General features: G+C 64.7%; 19 protein-coding genes. 4 read left to right on the forward strand and 15 right to left on the reverse strand.

Going from position 1 to position 19,178, the window contains the following annotated elements:
• Position 1: 1 nt before the first annotated feature.
• The 3 genes from RBA41_RS14905 to hpf form a co-directional block, all read right to left on the reverse strand.
• Complete coding sequence (locus tag RBA41_RS14905) at positions 2 to 379, reverse strand: BlaI/MecI/CopY family transcriptional regulator (protein ID WP_306624834.1); 378 nt, start codon at positions 377 to 379, stop codon at positions 2 to 4.
• 86 nt (positions 380 to 465) lie between these two features.
• On the reverse strand, positions 466 to 1,551 hold the full coding sequence (locus tag RBA41_RS14910; protein ID WP_306624835.1) for an enoyl-CoA hydratase/isomerase family protein: 1,086 nt from the start codon (positions 1,549 to 1,551) through the stop codon (positions 466 to 468).
• Between the two features lie 98 nt (positions 1,552 to 1,649).
• Complete coding sequence (gene hpf / locus RBA41_RS14915) at positions 1,650 to 2,015, reverse strand: ribosome hibernation-promoting factor, HPF/YfiA family (RefSeq protein WP_099873913.1); 366 nt, start codon at positions 2,013 to 2,015, stop codon at positions 1,650 to 1,652.
• A 386-nt stretch (positions 2,016 to 2,401) separates the two neighbouring features.
• Here hpf and RBA41_RS14920 point away from each other — a divergent pair, with 386 nt between their 5' ends.
• Positions 2,402 to 3,742, forward strand: a complete 1,341-nt coding sequence (locus RBA41_RS14920; RefSeq protein ID WP_306624836.1) for a hypothetical protein — start codon at positions 2,402 to 2,404, stop codon at positions 3,740 to 3,742.
• A gap of 22 nt (positions 3,743 to 3,764) precedes the next feature.
• Here RBA41_RS14920 and RBA41_RS14925 read toward each other — a convergent pair whose 3' ends face one another.
• Genes RBA41_RS14925 through RBA41_RS14950 form a run of 6 tightly spaced genes read right to left on the reverse strand, consistent with a single transcriptional unit; the run spans position 3,765 to position 8,803 of the window.
• Positions 3,765 to 5,237 carry an RNA polymerase factor sigma-54 gene (locus RBA41_RS14925; protein ID WP_306624837.1) on the reverse strand — a complete coding sequence of 491 codons (1,473 nt, stop codon included), beginning with the start codon at positions 5,235 to 5,237 and terminating at the stop codon, positions 3,765 to 3,767.
• Between the two features lie 2 nt (positions 5,238 to 5,239).
• Positions 5,240 to 5,995 carry an LPS export ABC transporter ATP-binding protein gene (gene lptB / locus RBA41_RS14930; RefSeq protein WP_099873910.1) on the reverse strand — a complete coding sequence of 252 codons (756 nt, stop codon included), beginning with the start codon at positions 5,993 to 5,995 and terminating at the stop codon, positions 5,240 to 5,242.
• Entirely contained in the window at positions 5,995 to 6,609 is a 615-nt protein-coding gene (gene lptA, locus RBA41_RS14935) for a lipopolysaccharide transport periplasmic protein LptA (RefSeq protein WP_306624838.1), read from the reverse strand. Before lptA ends, lptB begins: the two co-directional genes overlap by 1 nt.
• A complete protein-coding gene (gene lptC / locus RBA41_RS14940) occupies positions 6,606 to 7,229 on the reverse strand; it encodes an LPS export ABC transporter periplasmic protein LptC (RefSeq protein ID WP_306624840.1) in 624 nt (207 codons plus the stop codon). The genes lptA and lptC overlap by 4 nt, the downstream gene beginning before the upstream one ends.
• Positions 7,230 to 7,250: 21 nt before the next feature.
• On the reverse strand, positions 7,251 to 7,805 hold the full coding sequence (locus RBA41_RS14945; protein ID WP_306624842.1) for a KdsC family phosphatase: 555 nt from the start codon (positions 7,803 to 7,805) through the stop codon (positions 7,251 to 7,253).
• Positions 7,805 to 8,803 (reverse strand): KpsF/GutQ family sugar-phosphate isomerase, encoded by a 999-nt coding sequence (locus RBA41_RS14950; protein ID WP_306624844.1) that lies wholly within the window; start codon positions 8,801 to 8,803, stop codon positions 7,805 to 7,807. The genes RBA41_RS14945 and RBA41_RS14950 overlap by 1 nt, the downstream gene beginning before the upstream one ends.
• Positions 8,804 to 8,933: 130 nt before the next feature.
• On the opposite strand from RBA41_RS14950, the gene RBA41_RS14955 reads away from it, so the two are divergent.
• Entirely contained in the window at positions 8,934 to 10,919 is a 1,986-nt protein-coding gene (locus RBA41_RS14955; RefSeq protein ID WP_306624845.1) for a monovalent cation:proton antiporter family protein, read from the forward strand.
• A 53-nt stretch (positions 10,920 to 10,972) separates the two neighbouring features.
• On the opposite strand, the gene RBA41_RS14960 is transcribed toward RBA41_RS14955, so the two are convergent.
• Both RBA41_RS14960 and RBA41_RS14965 read right to left on the reverse strand, forming a co-directional pair.
• Positions 10,973 to 12,103, reverse strand: coding sequence for a DUF484 family protein (locus RBA41_RS14960; protein ID WP_306624846.1), 1,131 nt, complete (start codon positions 12,101 to 12,103; stop codon positions 10,973 to 10,975).
• A gap of 126 nt (positions 12,104 to 12,229) precedes the next feature.
• Positions 12,230 to 13,081: an MOSC domain-containing protein gene (locus tag RBA41_RS14965; RefSeq protein WP_306624848.1), complete on the reverse strand. Its 852-nt coding sequence runs from the start codon at positions 13,079 to 13,081 to the stop codon at positions 12,230 to 12,232.
• Between the two features lie 133 nt (positions 13,082 to 13,214).
• On the opposite strand from RBA41_RS14965, the gene RBA41_RS14970 reads away from it, so the two are divergent.
• Both RBA41_RS14970 and RBA41_RS14975 read left to right on the forward strand, forming a co-directional pair.
• Positions 13,215 to 13,565, forward strand: coding sequence for an energy transducer TonB (locus tag RBA41_RS14970; RefSeq protein ID WP_306624849.1), 351 nt, complete (start codon positions 13,215 to 13,217; stop codon positions 13,563 to 13,565).
• Between the two features lie 201 nt (positions 13,566 to 13,766).
• On the forward strand, positions 13,767 to 15,428 hold the full coding sequence (locus tag RBA41_RS14975; RefSeq protein ID WP_306624850.1) for a hypothetical protein: 1,662 nt from the start codon (positions 13,767 to 13,769) through the stop codon (positions 15,426 to 15,428).
• A 21-nt stretch (positions 15,429 to 15,449) separates the two neighbouring features.
• Here RBA41_RS14975 and RBA41_RS14980 read toward each other — a convergent pair whose 3' ends face one another.
• From RBA41_RS14980 to RBA41_RS14995, 4 genes are read right to left on the reverse strand one after another with little or no spacing between them, the layout of a single operon-like run.
• The gene (locus tag RBA41_RS14980) at positions 15,450 to 16,574 is read right to left on the reverse strand and encodes an ABC transporter permease (protein ID WP_306624851.1); all 1,125 of its coding nucleotides are present in this window, start codon (positions 16,572 to 16,574) and stop codon (positions 15,450 to 15,452) included.
• Complete coding sequence (locus tag RBA41_RS14985) at positions 16,571 to 17,506, reverse strand: ABC transporter ATP-binding protein (RefSeq protein ID WP_374709555.1); 936 nt, start codon at positions 17,504 to 17,506, stop codon at positions 16,571 to 16,573. Before RBA41_RS14985 ends, RBA41_RS14980 begins: the two co-directional genes overlap by 4 nt.
• 11 nt (positions 17,507 to 17,517) lie before the next feature.
• Positions 17,518 to 18,486 (reverse strand): HlyD family secretion protein, encoded by a 969-nt coding sequence (locus RBA41_RS14990; RefSeq protein WP_306624852.1) that lies wholly within the window; start codon positions 18,484 to 18,486, stop codon positions 17,518 to 17,520.
• Entirely contained in the window at positions 18,483 to 19,130 is a 648-nt protein-coding gene (locus tag RBA41_RS14995) for a TetR/AcrR family transcriptional regulator (RefSeq protein WP_306624853.1), read from the reverse strand. Before RBA41_RS14995 ends, RBA41_RS14990 begins: the two co-directional genes overlap by 4 nt.
• Positions 19,131 to 19,178 lie beyond the last annotated feature (48 nt).

Genomic DNA, 19,178 nt, shown 5'->3' on the forward strand with positions numbered 1-19,178 from the left:
CTCAGTCCTTCGCGTCGGGCCAGTCTTGCAGCATCTGTTCGAGTTCGGCGAGTTCCTGCTGGTCGACCAGTTTACTGCCGGTGAACATATTGACGGGCAGCGGCGCATCGATTTCCATCACGCGGCGCCCGAAGTCGCGCGCAAAGGCGGCCAGGGTCGTCACCTTGTCGAGCTGGGCGCGGTAGACCTGCACCCCGTGCTGCGCGTGCTGCGACACCATCTGCTTGTCGAGCATGCGTTCGAGCGTCTTGCGGGTCGAGGAAAACGACCAGTCCAGTTCCGCGACGGCGCGCTCGTGCAGTTCGCGCGCACTCAGGGGCTGGTCTTTCCAGAGGACTTTGAGCAGGCTGAGTTCTGAAACCGAGGGAATGGCTGACATGACGATGCTCCACATTGTGACTAATGGGGCAAGTATGCGACATTTGTCACACAAGGTCAAGCACCAACCCGGCGGCGCGCCTTACATCAATCCAGATGGCGCAGCGGATGCGCCGTGGCCGGCCACACCGGCGCGAAGAAGCGCTCGACCATCTGCGCGTCGACCTGATCGAGGCTGGCCGGATTCCACTTGGGCGCATTGTCCTTGTCGATGACGAGCGCGCGCACGCCTTCGAGCACTTCGCCGTGCTCGAAATTGTGGCGCACCACGGTGCGTTCCATGCGCAGGCAATCGGCCACGCCCAGCGACGCGCCGCGCAGCAGCAGTTCGCGCGTCACGCACATCATCAGCGGGGAGCGCTGGCGCATCGCGGCCAGCGCCTTTTGCGCGAACTCGCCGTCGTCGCCTTCGAGCGAGGCCATGATGGCCGCCACCGAAGCGACGCCGAAATGGCGGTCGATGCCATCGCGCTGCGCGGCCAGGATCGAGGCGCCCGCATCAGCGGAAAAGGGCGCCGCAAACGCCTCGATGGCCGCGCGCAGCTGCGCGCCCGGTGTGGCCTCGATCAGTTCGCTGAGCGCGCCCATGTGCGCCTGCGGCACGAACAGATCGGCCAGCCCGACATACAGGGCATCGGCCGCGCCGATGGTCAGGCCGGTCAAGCCCAGGTAATGCCCCAGCTGCCCCGGCGCGCGCGACAGAAAATAACTGCCGCCCACATCCGGAAACAGGCCGATATTCACCTCGGGCATGGCCATCCTGGTTTTTTCGGTGACGATGCGGATGCGGCATTCGGGACCGCCCTGGGCAATGCCCATGCCGCCGCCCATCACCACGCCATCCATCAGCGCGATATACGGCTTGGGGTAAAAATGAATCAGGTGATTGAGCGCGTATTCTTCGGTGAAAAAATCTTCCAGAAGCGCGCTGCCGCCCATGGGCGTGGCATGCCCGCAATCGTGGAAAAAACGGATATCGCCGCCCGCGCACAGCGCTTTCTCGCTGCTGCTGCCAATGACCACGGCATCGATGGCGGGATCGCTACGCCATGCGCTCAATTCCTCGGTCAGGTCGCGCACCATCGCCAGCGACAGCGAATTGAGGGCCTTGGGGCGGTCGAGGATAATCATGCCGGTACGGTTGGCAACGCGGGTCTGGACGAATTCGCTCATGGCTGGCTGGTAGAAGAGGAAAAGAGCGCTATTTTATCGCGCATGGATGCAAAAAGGGCGCCACGCGGGCGCCCTTTGGCGAAAGGGACGGGGCCTGCTTATGCGGCCGACGGCGTCTCTTCTTCAGGCATCTCTTCAGGCATGTGCTTGATGGCCTGGTGATTATGGTCCTGGACCTTGCTCTTGTACTTCATGACCTGACGATCCAGTTTGTCGATCAGGGTATCGATGGCGGCGTAAAGATCGTGCGACAGGCTTTCCACATACACGGTTTTGCCCGACAGGCGCAGATTGATCTCGGCCTTTTGACGCTTTTCTTTTTCCGTCAGATTGTCGACGGTGAGGATGACAGCAATATCGATCACTTGATCGAAATGGCGCCTTACGCGCTCAAGCTTGCTCTGTACGTATTCACGGATGGCTGGCGTTACTTCAAGATGATGTCCACTGATTGTGAGATTCATACACACACTCCTAATGATAATGGCACTTCTTGTTACTATCGTTCGTACGCATGGCAGCGCAGAGGAACAGCGTTATTACAGCACGGACGAGGTGATCCTGTACGTCCGCAAAATTGCCAATCGATTAATGGGTTTAATGGTATTCAACTCCTTCATTTTTGTACCCGAGCAACTTTCTCTCGTGTAGAACCAAGTGTATCAGTTATTTGGCATAGCACAAGGTAAGCACAAAGACGCCAGGAATCAAGGGGAAATAGCCGGTATATTCTCTGCGGTATATCCTCGTAATACCGGCAGGATCGGAAAGTAGCAGGTGTGTAGACTGATATATATAAGACAACGGTCTTCACCTACAATCGCTTCCCCGCCCCTTCCCGACGACCGATATGTTCAAGCGATCCGCCTTTACCTCCCTGCTGCGCCTGGCCCTGGCCGGCGCCCTGTGCAACGCCGCGCCGGCCTTTGCCGCCCTCAGTTTCGACCTGAGCGTAGCCACCAAATACGCGGTGGCGTCGCACGGCAACAACCCGCCGCCGGACAAGATCGAGCAGTACAAGGTGGTCCTGGGCGAACACTATCTGTCGGTGAGCAGCGCGAGCGAATCGACGATCTACGACCTGGCGTCCCGGCGCCGCTACCAGATCGACCTGGCCACTCGGCGCTATGTCGATTACTCGCTGTTCGACGAAGCGGGCTTTCGCGTCCAGGAACTGAAGAACCGGTCGGTGCTGAACCGGGCGCTGAGCGTGGCCAAGGTCGACGTGCCGGCGTTCGACCCGGTCTTCGACGAACATGAGCTGTCGGTCGCGTCGGCGGCGCGCAAGCTGTCCGACTCGACCGAAGCCGGCGCCACCGTGCTGGCGGTCGACGGCCATCCGCTGGCGCGCATCCCGGCCGGCGGCACCAGCATCGGCGCCGGCGACGCGGCCAAGTTCGAGCGCATGATGCGCTACCGTTTCGGCGGCCATCCGCTGGTGCTGGCGCGCCTGGCCAGCGAGAAGCGCGTGCCGGCCGGCTTTGTGATGCACCACAAGCAGGTCGGCCACAGCCAGACGCGCACTTACACGGTCAGCGCGCTCAGGCAAAGCGCCCCCGCCAGCTACGACCTCAAGCCGTACAAGCCACGCACGGCAGCGGCCGACGAACTCGATCAGCTGCTCGACAAGGCGCAGGCGAATGCGGCCCCGCCAACGGCGGCAACCAGGCAAGCCTTCGAGACCGAGATCGCGCAAGCGTTCGCCGACAAGCGTGCATTCGACGCCATGCTCGGCATGTCCGAATTGGCCTTTGTCAGCGGCGAACAGATGAAAATGCCGACTCCGGAGCAGAAGGTGCTGCTCAACGCCGACCCGCAAGTGCGCGCGTTCGCGGCGGCGATACGGCCCAAGGGGAAGGCGGAGATGGAGGCGGCGCTCGCCAAGCTGCAGGAACTGCGCAAGCTCACCACACACAAGCAGCACATGCTGGCGCTGTTTGAAGCAAATTGGCGCGCCAAGCTGGGCGACGTGCGCGGCGCGCTACCGCTGTACGCCAGCGTGTTGCGCGCCAATCCAGCGCTGGCCGGGGCCTACAAGGATATGGGTGATGCGCTGTTCCTGAGCTACGACATGGCGCGCGCCTGGCGCAGCTGGGATGCGGGCCGGCGCATGGCACCCGGCCTGGGAACGTTCAAGGCGGTGAACCAGTACGAGCAGCTGCTGCTGCGCGAGCACCCGGAATTTTTCTAGGCGCCGCGCAGCTCTGAGCAGGCTAGAGGCACTTGCGCAGGGCGACCGGCGGAATCTTGAGCGCTTCGCGGTACTTGGCGACCGTGCGGCGCGCGATCACCATGCCCTGCTCGCCCAGCATGTCGGCGATCTTGCTGTCCGACAGAGGGCTCTTGGGATCTTCGGCGCTGGTGAGCTGCACGATCAGCGCGCGGATCGCCGTCGATGACGCTTCGCCGCCCGCTTCGGTGGCCACGTGGCTGCCGAAAAAATATTTGAGCTCGAACATGCCGTGCGGCGTCATCATGTACTTTTGCGTGGTCACGCGCGAGATCGTACTTTCGTGCAGGCCGAGCGTGTCGGCGATTTCACGCAGCACGAGCGGGCGCATCGCCACCGCACCGTGCGAGAAGAAATTGCGCTGGCGTTCGACGATCGCTTCGGCCACCCGCAAGATGGTATCGAAACGCTGGCGCATGTTCTTGATCAGCCACTTCGCTTCCTGCAGCTGCGCGCCCATCTGCCCTTCGCCCTTGCCCTGCTTGAGCAGCGCGGCGTACATGCTGTTCACGCGCAGGCGCGGCATGACATCGTTATTGAGCATCACCGACCAGCCGTTTTTCGCCTTGCGCACGATCACGTCCGGCACCACGTAGTCCGATACGTCCGACGCGAACTCCGCGCCCGGATGCGGATTGCACTGGCGGATCACGGTCTGCGCCTCGCGCAAGTCTTCATCGTCGCAGTCGAGCGCCTTTTTCAGCTTGTTGAATTCACGCTGCGCGAACCAGGTCAGGTGGTTCTCGACGATGGTCAGCGCCATGCGCCGCGTCACCAGCGCCACACAAGGCATGCGCCGGATCTGCAGCGCCAGGCACTCGGACGCGTTGCGCGCGCCCACGCCAACCGGATCGAAACTTTGCAGCAGCGCCAGCGCCGTGCGCAGTTCTTCAATTTCGATATCCAGCTCGGGTGGCATGCGCTCGTGGATTTCTTCCAGCGTTTCGGTCAGGTAGCCGTTGTCGTCGATGGCGTCGACGATCAGTTCGACCAGCGCGCGGTCGCGCGCCTCCAGCACGGTCACGCGCATCTGCTCCATCAGGTGCTCGCGCAAGGTGGTGGCCGAGGCTTCCAGCTGCGGGCGCGAATCCTCATCGTCGGATGTCTTGGCGCGACCGAGGTCGCCCCATTCGCCATCGTTGTCGCTGCTGGCCGGGCTGTCCGCCTCGCCGCCTTCGAAGCCCTCGCCTTCGGCCGGCGCCGGCGCATCCTGCGCACCCGGCTCGGGCGCCGCTTCGGTCGGCGTCGAGGTGCTGCTGATGGCGCCATCGCCCAGCAGGCGCACCGAATGATCGAGCGGATCGTCGAGCCGTTCGAGCAGCGGGTTGTCGCTTAACAGCTGTTCCAGTTCCTGGTGCAGTTCCAGGGTCGACAACTGCAGCAGCCGGATCGACTGCTGCAGCTGGGGCGTGAGGGCGAGGTGCTGTGAGGTGCGTAGTTGAAGGGACTGTTTCATGCCTACATCCGGAAGTGTTCGCCCAGGTAGACCCGGCGCACGGATTCATCGGCGATGATGTCGTCGGGTCGACCGGAGGCGAGCACCGCACCCTGGTTGATGATGTAGGCGCGATCGCAAATGCCGAGCGTTTCGCGCACGTTGTGGTCGGTGATCAGGACCCCGATGCCGCGCTGCTTGAGGAAGCGCACGATGCGCTGGATCTCGATGACGGCAATCGGATCGACCCCGGCGAACGGTTCGTCGAGCAGCACGAAACGCGGGTTGGTCGCCAGCGCGCGCGCGATCTCGACCCGGCGCCGCTCGCCGCCCGACAGCGACATGGCCTGGTTCTCGCGCAGTTTTTCAATTTGCAGGTCGGCCAGCAGGGTGTCCAGGCGTTCGTTGATCTGGGCTTTGGTCAGCGACTTGCCGTCCACCTTTTGCAGTTCCAGCACGGCGCGGATGTTTTCTTCCACCGTCAGCTTGCGGAACACCGACGCTTCCTGCGGCAGGTACGACAGGCCGAGCGCGGCGCGGCGGTGGATCGGCAGGCTCGAAATATCGACTCCGCTGATATCGATCGTGCCCGCGTCCGACGGCACCAGGCCGACGATCATGTAGAACGAGGTGGTCTTGCCGGCGCCGTTGGGGCCGAGCAGGCCGACCACCTCGCCGCAATCGACCTGCAGCGACACGTCGCGCACGACCAGGCGCTTGCCGTAGCTTTTCTGCAGCCCGCGCACGATGAGCGTGCTTCCGCAATTCTTCGGTTCCATCATTGGGTTCCCGCGGCAGGCGTGGTGGCCGGCGCCGGCACTGGTGCCGGTGCGGGTGCTCCCGGCGGCGTGCCCGGTGCGGCGCGCGGCTTGCGCGGCGCGATGATCATGGTGCCGCGGCCCTGGCCCGGCTTGTTGGTGCCGCTGGCGTCGTTACGCGCCAGGAAAACTTCCTTGCGGCTGTCGTAGGAAATGAATTCGCTCTCGATTTCGTTGGTCGGCTTCTGGCCTTCCAGCTGGCGGATCTTGGCGCCCGAGAAAAGCTTCATCATGTCGTTGCGTTCATCGTATTCGATGCGCTGGGCCTGCCCTTCGACCCACAGGTCGGGGCCACCGTCGCGTTTCTGACGGAATGTGGCAACCTTGCCGGGGCTGGCGGTCAGCGTCACAAACATGTCGCCTTCCGGCGAGTGCTTGACGACGGCGCGGTCGGACTTGAGGACCAGGGTGCCCTTGGTGACGACCACGTCCCCCGTGAATATCGTCACCTGGGTTACTTCGTTGGTTTCAAGTGACCCGTAATCGATCACCGCCTTTTTGGCGGCATCGGCCTTTTCGGCGGACGCGGTTGCCGCCGCCAGGCCTAACAGGGCAAAGGCTAAGAATTTTTTCATTGTGGTTTACCTGTGATGGGTGGCGCTGCGCGCGCCGCTTTCGGTGGATACACGATCTGCCCGCGGCTGGCGAATTTGAGCTCGCGCGTCGCGTTGTTCGCCTCCATGCCGGTCCCGGTGATGGTGGCGGTGCCCAGCGTGACCTGGACCGGCTGGTCGGACGTCATGCGGTCTTCGTCGATAAATACAGTCAGCGCTTCGGTCTTGAGCTGCATGGCGCGGTTGGTGGGCGATTCGGGCCGCACCACGTTGACATTGCCGATCAGGTCCGCCTGGTTCTGGGCGTGGCGGATGCGCGCGCGCTGCGAGGTGATGGTGGTGACCGGCTGGCCGGGCGCGACGCCCTGCAGCACCGGCAGCTCGACGTCTGAGGAATCGTCGATCGGGCGGTGCGTGAGCTTGGCGCCGGAAACCAGGTAGCGCGGCTTGCCCTCGGGCGTCATGCGCACGAAGCTGAATTGTTCGACGATGTAGTCGGGTTCATTCTTGAAACTGTTCGGATCGACCGAGGTGTCGCTGTTCTGCGCCAGCTGGACCAGCCAGAAGGTGCCGAAGGCGAAGAAGGTCCCGACCACCATGGTCGCGGTCAGGCGCCAGCGGTGTGCGGTGCGCTTATGCATGGTCGTTCCTTGTCGTTTGCATCAGGCGAAGTACGGCGCCAGGGCCGTCTCGTAGGTGCCCTGCGCGCGCATGACCATGTCGCACACTTCGCGCACGGCGCCGCGCCCGCCGCCGGCCTTGGTGACGTAATGGGCGCGGTACTGCACTTCCGGGTGCCCGGTCGGCACGGTGACGGCAAAGCCGACCTGCAGCAGCAGCGGCAGGTCGATCACGTCGTCGCCGATGTAGCCGCACTGCGCGGCCGTCACGCCCGTCGCTTCCAGCAGTTTGGCAAAGGCGATGCGCTTGTCGTGGATGCCCTGGTGGACATGCATGATGCCCAGGTCGGCCGCGCGCCGCACCACGATCGGCGACTGGCGCGCGCTGATGATGGCGGTGGCCACGCCGCTTTTTTGCAGCAGCTGGATGCCCAGGCCGTCGAGCACATTGAAGGTCTTGGTCGCTTCGCCATCGGGGCCGTAGGTCAGGCTGCCGTCGGTCAGCACGCCGTCGACGTCGAAAATCATGACCTTGACGGCGGCGGCGCGGCGCAGGTGGTCGAGCTGGTAGGTAGAGTTGACTTCGGGCTGGTTCATCAGATTACCTTCGCGCGGGTCAGGTCGTGGATATGCAGGGCGCCCACCAGCTTGCCGTCGGTGTCGACCACCAGCATCTGGTTGATGCGGAATTCTTCCATGATGGCGACGGCATCCACCGCCAGCTGGTCGGGACCGACGCGGCGCGGATCGGCGTGCATCACGTCGCGGATCGTGATCCTGGTGAAGTCCTGCACACGCTCGATGAGCCGGCGCAGGTCGCCGTCGGTAAATACGCCGATCGGGCGCTGGGCTTCGTCGACGATGGCGGTCATGCCCATGCCCTTCTGGGTGATTTCGAGCAGGGCCACCGACAGCGACACGTCGGCGCTCACCTTCGGCACCGCGTCGCCGCTGCGCATGACGTCGCGCACGTGGGTCAGCAGGCGCCGGCCCAGCGCGCCGCCCGGATGCGAGCGGGCGAAGTCTTCTTCCTTGAAGCCGTGCGCGTCGAGCAGGGCCACGGCCAGCGCGTCGCCCAGCGCCAGGGTGACGGTGGTGCTGGCGGTCGGCGCCAGGTTGAGCGGACAGGCTTCCTTGGCCACGGAGACGTCCAGGTGCACATCGGCCAGCAGCGCCAGGCTCGATTGCGGATTGCCGGTCATGGCGATCAGCGGCGCGCCCATGCGCTTGATGATCGGCAGGATCGACATCAGTTCGGCCGTCTCGCCGGAGTTAGAAATGGCGATGAAGGCATCCTGCGCGGTGACCATGCCAAGGTCGCCATGGGCCGCTTCGCCCGGGTGGACGAACATGGCCGGGGTGCCGGTCGACGCCAGGGTGGCGGCGATCTTGCGCGCGATATGGCCCGACTTGCCCATGCCGGAGACAACCACCCTCCCGCCGCATTCCATCAGCAGGCCGACGGCCTGGCCGACGCTGTCGTCGGTCTCCAGGCGTGCGTGCAGGGCGCGGATGGCGTCCGCTTCGATTTCGAGCGTCTCGCGGGCCAGTTGCATGGCGCGTTGCGTGAGGTTTTTGTCAAAAGCTTTCAGCATTGTTTTTTCATGGGTTACACTCATGGCAGAAGTATAAACGAATTGCGAAAGCAAAAAACTTGCCAGACGCAGAAATCGTCGTCACCCCGTGTTTTCGCCCGGCCTTTACCATTCCTTTACACGGCACTGCATGTTTTCAGGACTAGAACTTACCCTCCTTCTGTTAGGCAGCGCCGTACTGGGCGTGGTCGCGTTCCGCATGATGCACTTGCCGCCGATGCTAGGCTACCTGGCTGTCGGCATCCTGATCGGCCCGCACGCGCTGGGCCTGGCCGAAAACAGCAAGACCACCGAAACGCTGGCCGAATTCGGGGTGGTGTTCCTGATGTTTTCGATCGGGCTGGAGTTTTCCCTGTCGCAGCTGATGGCGATGCGGCGCATCGTGTTCGGCCTCGGGATGGCCCAGGTGGTGCTGACCATCGTGGCCACCATGCTGTTCGGGTGGCTGCTCTCGACCCAGTTGCCTGCGTCGCTGAAAATCACCTGGCAGGCCGCGTTTGCGCTGGGCGGCGCGCTTGCCATGTCGTCGACCGCCATCGTGGTCAAGATGCTGACCGAGCGGCTCGAACTCGAAAGCCAGCATGGCCGCAAGATCATCGGCATCCTGCTGTTCCAGGATCTGGCCGTGGTGCCGCTGCTCATTCTCATTCCTTCGCTCGGCAAGCCGCCCGAGGAACTGGCCGAAACGCTGGCCTGGGCCGGCCTGAAAGCGGTGATCGTGCTGGTGCTGCTGCTGTTCATCGGCCAGAAGATCATGCGCAAGTGGTTTGCCATCGTCGTCAAGCGCCGCTCGCAGGAGCTGTTCATGCTCAACCTGCTGCTCATCACCCTGGGCGCGGCCTGGATCACCGAGCACGCCGGCCTGTCGCTGGCCCTGGGCGCCTTCGTGGCCGGCATGCTGATCTCCGAGACCCAGTACAAGCACCAGGTGGAAGAAGACATCAAGCCATTTCGCGATGTGCTGCTCGGGCTGTTCTTCATCACCGTCGGCATGCTGCTCAATGTCGGCCTGGTGCTGGAAAACTGGTGGCTGGTACTGCTCTTGCTGGTGCTGCCGGTGGCGCTCAAGTTCGCGCTGATCGCGGTGCTGGCCAAGCTGTTCGGCGCATCCGACGGCGTATCGATACGCACCGGCCTGGCGCTGGCGCAGGCGGGCGAATTCGGCTTCGTTCTGCTCAACCTGACCTCCGGCGCGCGCCTGATCGACGACTTCATCATCCAGCTGGTGCTCGCCTCGATGGTGCTGTCGATGCTGGTGGCGCCCTTCATCATCGCCAAGTCGGACCAGATCGTGATGAAGGTCTCGTCCAACGAATGGATGATGCAGTCGCTCCAGCTCACCCAGATCGCCAGCCGCACCATGTCGACCCAGAAGCACGTCATCATCGCCGGCTTCGGGCGCAGCGGCCAGACCCTGGCGACCTTGCTGACCGAAGAAAAAGTGGCCTACCAGGCGCTCGACCTGGACCCGGAACGGGTGGCGGAAGCGCAGGCGGCCGGCGCGCATGTGTCGTACGGCGACGCGGCGCGCCGCGAAAGCCTGGTGGCGGCCGGTATTTACCGCGCCAGCGCGCTGGTGATCACGTATGCCAGCACGCCCTCGGCGATCAAGGTGCTGCACCTGGTGCACGAGCTGGCGCCGACCTTGCCGGTGATCGTGCGCAGCTATGACGATACCGATCTCGATGTGCTGAAAAAGGCCGGCGCGGCGGAAGTGGTGCCGGAAGCGCTGGAGGGCAGCCTGATGCTCGCCTCGCACGCGCTGGTGATGATGGGCGTGCCGCTGCGGCGCGTGGTGCACCGGGTACAGAGTGCGCGCGACGAGCGCTACGCCTCGCTGCGCGGGTATTTTCATGGCAGCGGCGACGTCAGCGACGACCCGGAACATCTGTTCGTGCGGCTGCATTCGGTGACCCTGCGCGAGGATGCCGCCTCGGTCGGCAAGCGCATCGACCAGCTGGAACTGGCCGAACTGGGGGCCGACGTGACCACGGTGCGGCGCGGGAAAGAACGGCTCGATGTAACGCCGCTGACGCAGCTGGAAGTCGGTGATGTGGTGGTGCTGCGCGGGTCGGCCGATGCGGTGAACCGGGCGGAGGAGCGCTTGCTGCATTAGCCCGTTAGCGTCGTTCCGGCGCAGGCGGAGACTAGCAAAAACGCCGCGGGCGGCTAAACGAACGACACCACCCGGTTGCGCCCGCCCTCTTTCGCCTTGTACAGCGCCGTATCCGCATGCGCCACCAGCGCCTGCGCCACGCCTTCGATCGCGTGATCGCGCTCGAAATCGTCCAGCGTGGCCACCCCGATCGACACCGACACCGCCAGCCGTTCCCCGCCCGACAGCGTGAACGGCGTCCCGGCGATGCTCTGCAAAATCCGCTGCGCCACCTGGGTCGCGCTGTCGAGATTCGCATCGATCAGCAGCACCACGAATTCCTCGCCGCCGAAGCGCCCCAGCGCGTCCGACAGCCGCAGCTCGGCCTTGATGCGGGCAGCGACCTCGCGCAGCACTTCATCGCCGCCCTGGTGCCCGGAGCTGTCGTTGACCTGCTTGAAATGGTCGATGTCGATGTACAGGCACGAAATGCGGTACGCCTGGCGCCGCGCGCGGCCGATTTCTTCGAGCAGGCGGCGGTCGATGTAGCGCCTGTTGTACACCCCGGTCAGCGAATCGGTCAGCCCGATATACTTGAGCATCTCGTTGCTGATCACGTTCTCGAGGCAGATCGCGATGATCGACGCCATGTGCTCGATGAAGTCGGTGGCCATGGCCGGCGTAAAACGCGTGGCATCCAGGCTGCCCAGGTTCAGGCTGCCGATCAGGCGCTTGTTGCGCAGCAGCGGCACCAGCGCGATGCTTTGCAGGCCGGGCGGCTGGTTCGGGAACATCGGCTGGTGGCCGGCCGGGTGATAAGGCCCCAGCATCGGCTTGGGCGGCCCGGTGAACACCTCGCTGCGCGACGGCACGAAGCCCAGCGCAGCCACCGAGTCCACGAAAATCATGTGCGGGAAATCGTTGAAGTCCACACCCAGCTTGTCCATCACGGTGCGGATGTCGGCGTCCGGGTCGACCAGGCTCAGTGTCACGATATCGAGACCGGCAATGGCCGGCAGGCTGCTGAAGATGGTGCCGATCAGCGCCTGGAAGCTGTCGGAACCGACGATCTCGAGGTCGAACGCCTGGTGCCGGCACATGATCTCGTGATTGCGTTCGGCCTGCTCCACCAGATAATCCAGGCGCGCGCGCAAGGACTCGTTTTCAGCTTCCACATCGCGCGCCGAAGCGCCGGGATCATGCATACGGTTCCCACCTTTTTCCTGTCGACCTCGACAATAATGCCACCTTACGCGATCCGGTCCGCCTTGAAAACGAAAAATTTTACCCGGATCGCATTTAGCATCGCCGCCAACAGTGCCGCCACGGCCTCAGAATGCCAGCGTCATTGTCACCGGTTGGCCCACTTGCAGGCGCTCGCCATCACCGTCGGTTACGATCGCATTCATACCGAAGCAGATTTTATCGTCCATGACCGCCTTGCTGCGGTAGGTACGCAGGATATCGAGCGGATCGGGACCCGGCTCGCCGGTGGCCTGGTCGACCGCCGGAATCGGGCAGCGCGAGCAGGGCTTGACGGGCTTGAGGCGTGCCGCGCCCAGCGCGAAATGGTCGGCGTAGTCCTCCTCGAAGGCGTCGATGCCGTCGATGACGATATTCGGGCGAAAGCGGTTCATGGGCAGGGCCGCGCGCCCGGCCGCCTGCATTTTCTGATTCAGGTCGTCGAGCGAGGCCTGGCCCACCAGCAGCACCGGATAGCCGTCCGAGAACAGGGTCGGCTCGGCCAGCCCGCCGGTCCACTTGGTGCTGGAAAAACGGGTGGCGGTGGCGTGGAAGCGCACCAGCCGGCACGGGGCGCCGATCGCTTTCGAGAACCAGGTGGCGGTGGTGTCGTCGCAGTCGTAGGCCAGCGCGATGTCTTCCCAGACCGTCACTTCGCGCGTGATTTCGTGGTCCGGGTCGGGCAGGCCGAGCGGAATTTCAAGGCGCAGCATGCCCGGCGCGCGCAACTCCAGCGTATCGGACAACAGGCGCGGCGTGATCAGCGCCATGCGCGGATGCTCGCGCTGCGTGAGGAACTGCCCGTTCTCGTCGATGAGCATCCATTCGCGGTCGTACACCGCGTCGACCGACAGGCCGGAACGGGTCAGCGTGGCTTCGCGCACGGAGATGCCGGCGCAGGATTTGATCGGGTACAGAATCAGTTCGGACAGGATCGCCATCGTGTTTACGCTGTAATTAAGAAATAACCAAGTCTATCTCAGTTTTTGTCCCAACATATATCTGCCTGTCGGCAAGCGATTGGTATACATTGGCCCCCTCGAAAGCGCATCAGTGTTGAACCCGGCCCGATTCATGCGTCATTTTCTGTCCACCGCTTGCCTGTTGATGCTGGCCCAGCCGGCGCCCGCGCAAGACGCCATCCCCGCCCGCATCCGGGCTTCCGTCGTCGCCGGCTCCTGCCCTGCGCCGCAATGGCCCGGCACCGGCATGCGTATCGAAAGCCTGGACACCTTCAAGATCGCCCTCGTCATCGCGCCCGATGGCCGCGTCCTCAAGGCTCGCGTCGAGCAAAGCGGCGGCGGCCGCCCGTGGGATGAGGCCGTTATCAAGGCACTCTCGGCGTGCCGTTTCCTCCCGGGCCGCCGCGGCGGCAAACCGGTGCAGGACATTATCAAAATGCAATACGTCTGGACGCTCGATTGATCTGGCGATCGCAGCATGCTTGTGTTGCCGACAATGAAATACAAGCAGACTACTTATTTCCACGGCCACAACAAAAGACCCGGAAGTGTATCTTCCTCAACCTTTTTCTTGCCTTAAAGCAGTTGAAATCATGATGTTGTCACGCAACCAGTGTAGATTTGCAAGCTTGCGATTTTATTCATTAACGCTCAAGGACAACTTATGTTGAAAACCCGTTCTTTCGTCGGTGCCGGCGTGCTGCTGATGTCATCCGGCGCGCAGGCCACCGAACCGGCAGGGCTGAAAAGCGCCCTCGCCGGAGAACGACTCGGGCTGTTGCCGGCCATGCAGTTCCGGCTCAGCAATGGCAACTGCCCGGACTGCGTTACGGTCAAGCAGGGCTTATGGTATTTCAAGAACGAAGTGCTGGCGGTGCCGCTGCCATCGCAGCCGGTGTCGAGCTTCAAGCGCGGCGGCGATATCGTGCGCGGCACCAGGGAATGGGCGCCGGACGGCACCAGGGACCAGCTGGCCCTTCCGGGCCTGGTGTGGCTGGGCGCCCCGCACATTCTCGATGACGCCCACATCCTGCCCGACGGCGCCCACGTGCGCACCAGCGACGATGCCGTCACCGACCTGGCGCTGGCGCCCAGGATCGCCAGCAATCTGTCGTACTGGGATCCCAAGACCACCGCCTTCTTCGCCAAGCGCGAAGTGCGCATGCGCGGCACCTACAGCGAAGCGGACGGCAAGTCGTCGTTCGTGGCGCGCACCGTCTGGCCGAAGGACTTCACGATCGACCAGGCCGCGATGCGCCCGCAGCCGCTGGGCAAGGATGAAACCTTCGCCACCTATGTGCGCGCGGAAGGCGGCGGCGCATCGAGCCCGTTCTCGACCCGCCTGCTGTGGGAACGCAAACCGGGCCAGGCCCGCCAGTGGCAGGAAAAACCGGTCCTCGGCGTGATGCTCAACGGCGCCCAGGGCGACGACGACGAAGCCTACGGCGGCCACTTCGCCGTCGCCACCGGCCACCTTGGCCGCGAGGGCGAGTGGTCGGACTGGATCGTCAATAACTTCTACAACCTCGATTCGGTCAGCGAAAAAGGCATCATCGCCGCGCCCGTCCCGATGGACAACTACCTGATGGACCTTAACAGCGGCCAGCAGTATTACCGTCCGTCGTACATGCTGGTGGCGGTGTTGAGCAACGCGCGCACGGCGGCCGCCTACCAGGGCGGCGTGCAGCGCGTGTTCAACCACTTCTACCGCCACGACTTCACCTACCAGCATGCGAAGGCCAACTGCGCCGGTATCAGCCTGGACGTGTTCAAGGGCCTGGGCTGGAACATCCCGCAGCGCGGACCGACCAGCAATATCAAGGCGCTGGGCGCGTACGCTTACCTGTCGGCCAAGGACATGAGCCTGGCCAGCGGGCGCAAGATCTACGATTACCTCACCGAGGAACAGGTACGCCTGTATCCGGCGGTGGCGTTCGAGGCGGCCGGCAACGACTTGCTGCAACTGGTGGGCGCCACCAAGGGCAAGGCGCGCAAGCTGACGGCGTATGAAAAGCAGCTGCAGAACGACATCGAGGCGCTGGTGCTGGTGCGCATTCCGCAAGTGCCGTCGAGCCGTGTGATGGGATCGAACCCGGTGTTTTCGTTCAGCGAATTCATGAAGCGCACGCCGCCCGACCAGGCCGACTGGAAAATCGTTCCGGTCGGACCACGGCCGTTTCCCGAAGCGCTGCGCGACGCCAATACCCCGCCGCCGAACAAATCGAGCCTCGTGCCGCTGCCGGTTGCCGGCATCGCCTTCGGTGGCGTCATCGGCCTCGGTGCGCTGATCCGGCGCCGCCGCAAGCCGCGCCCGAGCGCCGGCTAAGTCATAAAACCGGCGGCCGCTTCAATCCAGGGTCTGCCGGTAGCGCAGCATGGCGATCGTGCCGGCCACGCCCATCGCCAGCGCAATCGGCCATGCGTGCGGCAGCACGTCGGCCAGCCCGTTCCCCTTCAACATGATGCCGCGCGTGATGCGCAGGAAGTGCGTCAGCGGCAGCACTTCACCGATCGCCTGCGCCCATCCCGGCATGCCCCGGAACGGGAACATGAAACCGGTTAGCAGCATCGACGGCAGGAAGAAGAAGAAGGTCAGCTGCATGGCCTGCATCTGGTTGCGCGCGATGGTCGAAAACGTGAAGCCGATCGCCAGGTTGGCGGCGATGAACAGCACCAGCGCGCTCGATAACAGCAGCAAACTGCCCACCATCGGCACATCGAACACCAGCCATGAGGCCAACAAGATCACGCCCACCTGGATGTAGCCGATCAAAATATACGGCACGATTTTCCCGATCATGACTTCGAGCGGGGAAACCGGCGTGGCCAGCAGGTTTTCCATGGTGCCGCGTTCGCGCTCGCGCGTCATGGCCAGCGCCGTCATCATCACCATCGTCATGGTCAGGATCACGCCCATCAGCCCGGGCACGATGTTATAGCGGGTCAGCCCCTCCGGATTGTAGCGGCGCTGGCTGCGGATTTCGTACGGCGCCTCGCCCGGACGCAGCCGCGCCAGCGGCCCGCGCAGCTCCGAGCCGATGGCGCGCGCCGCGATCGCGTTGACCGACGCCAGCGCATTGCCGGTGGCCGCCGGATCGGTGGCGTCGGCCGCCAGCAGGATCGCCGGCCGCTCGCCGCGCACCAGCTTGCGCGAAAAGTCGCCCGGCACCACCAGCACGAACTGCACCTCGCCGCGCGCCAGCAGCGCATCGCCCTCGGCCGGGCCCTTGACGTGGCGCACGGTGCGGAAGTACTGCGACGTCTCCAGCGCAGCGACCAGGCGGCGCGAGAACACGCTGCGGTCAAGGTCGGCCACGGCCAGCGGCAAGTGCCGCACGTCGCCGTTGATGGCAAAGCCGAACAGGATCAGCTGCATGATCGGAATGCCGACCATCATGCCGAAAGTGAGCCGGTCGCGCCCCACCTGGCGCAGTTCCTTGAGCAGCACCGCCAGCATGCGCCGCCAGTTCATGGCGCCGCTCCGCCGAAGTTATCCTGCGCGTCCTGCATCAGCGCGATGAAGACGTCTTCCAGGCTGGTCTCGATCGGCGTGGCCGTGAGCGCGGCCAGGGCCGGCTGCGCCAGCGCCTGCGCGAACGCGTCGGCGGAGTTGGCGCTCACATGCAGGGCCATGCCGAACGGGGCGACGGTGCGGATGCCGGGCGCGCCGCGCAGGCTGTGGGCGGCGCGCTGCAGGTCCGGCCCGGAGAGCGACCAGGTGTGCAGGCCGGCGCCGGCGATCACCTCGGCCACGCTGCCGCGCGCGAGCAGCTTGCCGTAGGCGATGTAGGCCAGCTGGTGGCAGCGCTCCGCTTCGTCCATGTAATGGGTCGAGACCAGCACCGTCATGCCGGCGGCGGCCAGGTCGTGGATCTGGTCCCAGAATTCGCGCCGCGCGGACGGGTCGACGCCGGCCGTCGGTTCGTCGAGCAGCAGCAGTTGCGGGTCGTGGATCAGGCAGGCCGCCAGCGCCAGCCGCTGCTTCCATCCGCCCGAGAGCGAGCCGGCCAGCTGCGCGCGGCGGCTGGCCAGGCCAAGCCGGTCGAGCGTGTCGGCGATGCGCTGGCGGCGCCCGGCGACCTGGTAGACGCGGGCGACGAAGTCGAGGTTTTCTTCGATGCTCAAGTCGTCGTACAGGCCGAATTTTTGCGTCATGTAGCCGACCTGCTTCTTGATCTCGCGCGCCTCGGTGCGGATGTCGTAGCCGAGGCAGCGGCCCTGCCCTTCGTCGGGGGTGAGCAGGCCGCACAGCATGCGGATGGTGGTGGTCTTGCCGCTGCCGTTCGGGCCCAGGAAGCCGTAAATGCGCCCACGCTCGACGCGGATGTCGACATGGTCGACCACCATCCGCCCGGCATAGGATTTGGTCAGGCCCTGCACGTCGATGACGATGGCCGGCGAGATCACGGACGAGATCACGACCGCGGCTCCGTGCGCACCGTCAGCGGCTGGCCGGGATGCAGCAGCGCCTGTCCCGGCTCGGGCGTCGCTTCCACCATGAACACCAGCGAGGCGCGGTTTTCCTTGCTGTAGATGAGCGGCGAGGTGAACTCCGCCTCGGGCGAAATGAAGGTGATGCGTGCCTTCACCGGCTGCGCGCAGCCGTCGCAGGCGATGACGGCGCCCTGCCCTATCCGGATCTTGCCCAGCTCCGTTTCGGGAATGAAGAAGCGGGCCTTGATGTTCGCCGGCGGCAGCAGGGTGACGATGGCCGCGCCGGCCGGCACCCATTCGCCGGCGCGGTAGGCCACATCGCTGACCATGCCGCCCACCGGCACGGCCTGGGCTTTCTGGTCGACCTTCCATTGTGCCTGCGCCAGCTGGGCGCGCGCGGCTTCGACTTCCTTTTCCGCCGCCGCCACCTGGTCGCTCCTGGCGCTGGTGCCGGCGCTGCGCAGGCGGGCGCGCGCCTGTTCCACCCGGGCGCGGTCGGCCGCCAGCGCCGCCGTCGACTGGTCGAGCCGGGCGCGCGAGATGAATTTGTCGGCGACCAGCTTGCGTTCGCGTTCCAGGTTCGCCTGCGACAGCGCCAGCGCCGCCTCGGCCTCGCGCAGCGCGGCCACCAGGGCCGCCACTTCATCGCTGCGCGCGCCCTTGCGCAAGTCGGCCAGCAGGGCCTCGGCCCGGCCTACCCGGCTTTGCGCTTCCTGGCGCGCCGCCGTTTCGCTGGCCTGTTCCAGCACGTAGGCGGGCGCGCCGGCCTTGACCTGATCGCCGCGGCGCAGGTGCACCGCGGTCAATGTGCCGGCCAGGGGGGCCGACAGGCGCACGTAGTCGCCTTCGGCGTAGCCGGGAAAGGCATCGTCGCGCGCCGGCCCGCAGGCCACGCACAGGGTGAGCGGCAAAGCCGCGGCGCAGATGCGCGCGAGCTGGGACAGGTTCATGGCGGCGCTGGCTTCCTGGAAGCGGTGAGAATGGCGCGCATGGCCAGGTCGATGCGCAGGGCGATGGCCGGTTCCGACAACAGCGCCTGCTGCGCCAGCACCGCCAGTTCGGGCGGCGCTGAGGGCAGGCGTTCGAGCACGCCGCCGGCAAGCACGGGGCCGGCGATCGCACCGAGCATGAACGGCAGCAGCTGCATGGCCGGGGCGTCGATGATGTCGCCATCGGCCTGGCCCTGGCGCAGCAGCTGGGCCAGCACCGTGATGTGGCGCGGCAGGTTCTCGCGCAGGAACGACACGGGCAGCGCTTCGCCGCGGCTCGCTTCCGACAGGAGCATCAGCAGCAGGTGGCGGTGCTTGCAGGCGAAGCCGGCCAGCACGCGCAGCGCGCCATCGAGGTTCTGCGCACCGCTGCGCGACGCTTGCGCCCTGAGCGTGAGGGCGGCGAACATTTCCTCGTACATGTGCTGCAGCAGCACGCGCAGGAAATTATCCTTGTTCTTGAAGTGGTAGTGGAACATGCCGAGGTTGACCCCGGCATGTTCGACGAGTTTGCGCACCGACAAGCCGGCACAGCCGGTCTGGGGCAGCAACACCATGCCGGAGGCGATCAGCTGGGCATCGATTTTTTGGGAAGGACGGTTCATGCGACTTATTATACACTTGTGTAGTAATAAGAAAGCACATTTCCGCGT

Origin of the sequence: Massilia scottii (assembly GCF_030846495.1) — a bacterium.
Classification (GTDB): domain Bacteria; phylum Pseudomonadota; class Gammaproteobacteria; order Burkholderiales; family Burkholderiaceae_D; genus Telluria_A; species Telluria_A violaceinigra.